Origin of the sequence: Vibrio fluminensis, from assembly GCF_015278125.1 — a bacterium.
In the GTDB taxonomy this organism is placed as follows: domain Bacteria; phylum Pseudomonadota; class Gammaproteobacteria; order Enterobacterales; family Vibrionaceae; genus Vibrio; species Vibrio fluminensis.
The window spans coordinates 1-559 of the sequence record NZ_JADILO010000082.1; the positions used below are offsets into that span (position 1 = coordinate 1).

At 42.6% G+C, this 559-nt stretch carries 2 tRNA genes; both read right to left on the reverse strand.

Features of this window, described 5'->3' with window-relative positions:
- Positions 1-324: 324 nt before the first annotated feature.
- A tRNA-Val gene (locus tag IRQ95_RS21975) sits at positions 325-400 on the reverse strand.
- 28 nt (positions 401-428) lie between these two features.
- Positions 429-504 (reverse strand) — tRNA-Lys (locus tag IRQ95_RS21980).
- Positions 505-559 lie beyond the last annotated feature (55 nt).

Consider the following 559-nt stretch of genomic DNA (forward strand, 5'->3'; position numbering starts at 1 on the left):
ACAACCAAAGTTGCTATCTCATTATTTGAATGAGCGAGATAGCTTTCGATTTTGCCGGACTCAAATATGTTTTGCTTACTGAAACAGTAAGACAAAACCCAAGAACACTTGAATGTGTTTTTGTGTATTCAATAAATTGAATACTTTGAGAACTTTACAAACAACAATAAATTGTTGTTTTGTCAGCTTTCCAAATTGTTAAAGAGCGATGCCACTTTTTATCAAAGTAACACTTTCTAAAGGTTCTTTAGAGGGCAAGAAACCTAACCACATTCCGTTTTACCGCAGTGGTTTGGAGTTTGACTTCCAAAAACATTTAGAGAGTGGTGGGCGATACCGGGCTCGAACCAGTGACCCCCTGCTTGTAAGGCAGGTGCTCTCCCAACTGAGCTAATCGCCCACAATATTTGATTTCCTGTGGAAGGAAATGGTGGGTCGTGCAGGATTCGAACCTGCGACCAATTGATTAAAAGTCAACTGCTCTACCAACTGAGCTAACGACCCAATGGTATCCCGTAGGGGAGTCGAACCCCTGTTACCGCCGTGAAAGGGCGGTGTC